We start from the raw sequence: 3,859 nt of genomic DNA, 5'->3' as shown, positions 1-3,859 counted from the left end.
CATGCACCTTAATGACTTTGCAAGAGCCATAAAGGCCTCTACAAGAAAGTCAAAACTTACTGGATTGGTCTTCAATACAATAGGGATTAGTGATGGTATTTCAATGGGTACTTCGGGAATGCGTTATAGTCTTCCTTCTAGAGAGATCATTGCTGATTCTGTAGAGTCATTTATTCTAGGTCATTCATTTGACGGGATAATTACGGTAGCTGGTTGCGATAAAAACATGCCGGGTGCAGTTATGGGCATGCTAAGGGTAAACAGGCCTTCTATCATGGTTTATGGTGGCACCATCAGGTCCGGGAAATATAAAGGTGAGAAATTGAATATTGTTTCGGCTTTTGAGGCCTATGGCAAGAAAATCAAAAATGAAATATCTGATGAAGATTATACAGGCGTAATCAAAAATGCATGTCCCGGAGCAGGTGCTTGTGGGGGAATGTATACCGCCAATACCATGTCTTCTGCCATAGAAGCCATGGGGCTTTCACTTCCTTACAGTGCGTCTAATCCTGCCAATTCCCAAGAGAAAGCAGCAGAGTGTGAAGCCGCAGGTGAATTCATTGCCAATTTATTGGCCATGGACTTGAAGCCAAAAGATATTGTTACCAAGAAAAGTTTAGAAAACGCCGTAAGGGTGGTTGTAGCACTTGCAGGAAGTACCAACGCCGTATTGCACTTGTTGGCCATTGCCCGAACTGCTGAGATTGACTTTGGCTTGGAAGATTTTAAGAAAATAAATGCCACTACTCCTGTATTAGGTGATTTTAAACCTAGTGGTAAATACATGATGGAGGACTTGCACGATCAGGGAGGTTTGCCGGCCTTTATGCGTTACCTGCTAGACAATGGCTTGCTACATGGAGATTGCATGACAGTTACAGGCAAAACCATTGCAGAAAATTTGGCTGATATTGCGCCTATTAAAGTAGCGAAAGGAAGTGTAATCAACCCAATAGATTCACCTGTGAAAGAAACAGGGCACCTTTGTATCTTGTCAGGCAACCTTGCTCCTGAAGGTTCTGTGGCCAAGATATCAGGTAAAGAAGGCGTCTCTTTTACAGGACCTGCAAAGGTTTACAACTCAGAACAGGAGGCCAATGATGCCATGAAAAACATGGAAGTTCAAAAAGGTGATGTAGTCGTCATCAGGTTTGTAGGTCCAAAAGGTGGACCGGGAATGCCTGAGATGCTTAAGCCTACATCTATCATCATTGGAGCAGGTTTGGGAGCTGATGTAGCATTGATTACAGATGGAAGATTTTCAGGAGGTACACATGGCTTTGTTGTTGGTCATGTAACGCCGGAAGCATATACAGGTGGTCCAATAGGACTTTTACAGAATGGCGATATGGTTACCATTAACGGAGAGACACTTGAAATCTCTTGTGATGTATCTGAAGAAACTTTTGCAGAGCGAAAGAAAACTTGGGTAAATAAAGACTTAAGCCATTTAAATGGAACATTAAAAAAATATTCTCAGTTAGTTTCTACGGCATCTGAAGGATGCGTTACGGATAAAGATTAACGACTATGAATGATTCACAGATAAGAGGGGCAGAAATTGTAATCAAATCCCTGGTAGCAGAAAATGCCAAATTTATTTTTGGCTACCCGGGAGGGGCTATCATGCCGGTGTATGATGCACTCTATGATTATATGGATCAGATCCAGCATATCCTCACCCGACACGAACAAGGCGCAATTCATGCAGCCCAGGGATATGCCAGAGTTTCCGGTAAAGTAGGGGTTTGTATGGCCACTTCCGGTCCGGGAGCAACCAATTTAATAACAGGCATGGCTGATGCCTTAATTGACAGTACACCTCTGGTCTGTATTACAGGACAGGTGTTGTCACCACTTCTGGGAACAGATGCTTTTCAAGAAACAGATGTGGTAGGGATTTCAATGCCTGCCACCAAATGGAATATACAAGTTAGAAGGGTGGAGGATATCGCTCCAGCCATTGCCAAAGGCTTTCATATTGCCAGGTCCGGAAGACCTGGGCCGGTATTGATAGACATAACAAAGGATGCTCAGTTAGCCTTGGGAGATTACAATTATGTTCCTTGTCTTAATATCCGCTCTTACCGACCTTACCCTAAGGTGGAAGACAGTGTGATTGATGCAGCAGCTGAACTTATCAATAATGCCAAAAGACCTTATCTATTGTATGGTCAGGGGGTAATATTGGGTAAAGCCGAAAGTCAGTTAAAAGCATTTTTGGATAAGACAGGGATTCCTGCTGCTTGTACTTTGTTGGGAACAGGAGCTTTGTCAGAGGATCATCCAAACTACGTAGGTAAATTGGGCATGCATGGCAATTATGCGCCGAATATGCTCACCAACAAATGTGATGTCTTGATAAGTGTGGGGATGCGGTTTGACGACCGGGTAACGGGAGATGTAAAGCGTTATGCCAAACAAGCCAAGGTTATTCATCTTGAATTGGACCCTGCAGAAATTAACAAAATTGTTAAAGCCGATGTACCTGTTTTAGGTGATTGTAAAGTCAGTTTAGAAAAGCTTGTTGAGAAGGTAGAAAAGAAAGAGCATCCCGAATGGTTCAAGCAATTCAGAGCGCTTGAAGCTGAGGAAAAAAGAGTGGTTGTGGGCAATGACTTGTCTCCTACCAAGAATGGTTTGACCATGGGTGAGGTGATTCGACATATCAATGAGTTTAAGGCTGACGATGCTATTTTGGTTACTGATGTAGGTCAGCATCAAATGGTGGCATGGAGGTATTTTGAATACAAGACCTCCAGAACACAGGTTACCAGCGGGGGCCTAGGCACTATGGGATTCTCTCTTCCTGCCGCTTTGGGAGCTCAGCTCCATGATTACAGCAAAGAAGTAATCTGCGTAGTGGGAGATGGAGGCATTCAGATGACCATTCAAGAGCTTGGGGCCATTATGCAAACCAAAGCTCCAGTAAAAGTTGTTTTACTTAACAATAATTTCCTGGGTATGGTAAGGCAGTGGCAGCAGTTGTTTTTTGACAAACGTTACTCTTTTACAGAACTAGACAACCCTGATTTTATTAAAATTGCGGAAGCGTATAATTTCAAGGTTCAGATAGTAGATGAAAGAGCTGATTTACGTCAGGCAGTAGCTGAGATGTTTGTACATGATGGACCTTATTTCCTTGAGGTGAAAGTAGAAAAAGAGGACAATGTTTTCCCCATGATTGCCACTGGTAGTTCTGTTGAAGAAGTTAGACTTAAATAACCAGATGAAAAGAAGATACACGATTTCTGTATTTACAGAAAATTTCATAGGAATACTCAGTAGAATTACTTTAATATTTACCCGTAGGGGAATCAATATTGATGGTTTTACTGCCTCAGAAAGTAGAGAAGAGGGGATCTATAGGATCACCATTGAGGTGAATACAACTGAAGAACAAGTGATTCAGTTGTCAAGGCAAATCGAGAAAATCATTGATGTAATCAAAGCCTTTTATTACGTGGATGATGAAATGGTTTTTCAAGAGATTGCCTTGTACAAAATTCCAATTGACAGTATAGATCCAGGTTTGGAGAAAGTTATTCGTCAGTACAATGCGAAGATTATTTCAGCCGAGAAGGATTTTGTGGTCATAGAAATGACAGGCCATAAAGAAGATACCCAGGATTTGCTGGAAGTTTTAAAAGAATTTAATGTTCTGGAATTTGTTAGGTCCGGCAGAGTAGCCGTGGCCAAGCCAATGGTGAGTATTGATAAATATTTATAATACCAATTTAAAATCAATTTTAATTTATAGTTATGAAACTGAAGTTCGGTACAGTTGAAGAAAACGTAGTGACAAGAGAAGAATTTCCTCTTGAGAAAGCCAAGGAAGTCCTAAAAGACGAAGTAA

3 protein-coding genes are annotated in these 3,859 nt (G+C 41.6%); all 3 read left to right on the top strand.

All coding sequences use genetic code 11. From position 1 onward, the window contains the following. Window positions 1-1,528, top strand: a 1,528-nt coding sequence (gene ilvD, locus AAC037_RS21265) for a dihydroxy-acid dehydratase (protein WP_339905456.1), incomplete at its 5' end; no start/stop codon positions are given. A gap of 5 nt (window positions 1,529-1,533) precedes the next feature. Next, on the top strand, window positions 1,534-3,228 hold the full coding sequence (gene ilvB, locus AAC037_RS21260; RefSeq protein WP_339905454.1) for a biosynthetic-type acetolactate synthase large subunit: 1,695 nt from the start codon (window positions 1,534-1,536) through the stop codon (window positions 3,226-3,228). Window positions 3,229-3,232: 4 nt separating this feature from the next. After that, the gene (gene ilvN, locus AAC037_RS21255) at window positions 3,233-3,733 is read left to right on the top strand and encodes an acetolactate synthase small subunit (RefSeq protein WP_303615170.1); all 501 of its coding nucleotides are present in this window, start codon (window positions 3,233-3,235) and stop codon (window positions 3,731-3,733) included. Window positions 3,734-3,859 lie beyond the last annotated feature (126 nt).

The organism is uncultured Cyclobacterium sp. (assembly GCF_963976465.1).
Classification (GTDB): Bacteria; Bacteroidota; Bacteroidia; order Cytophagales; family Cyclobacteriaceae; genus Cyclobacterium.
The sequence above is the reverse complement of the archived record's forward strand: the minus strand, read 5'-3'. Positions and strand labels throughout refer to the sequence as shown.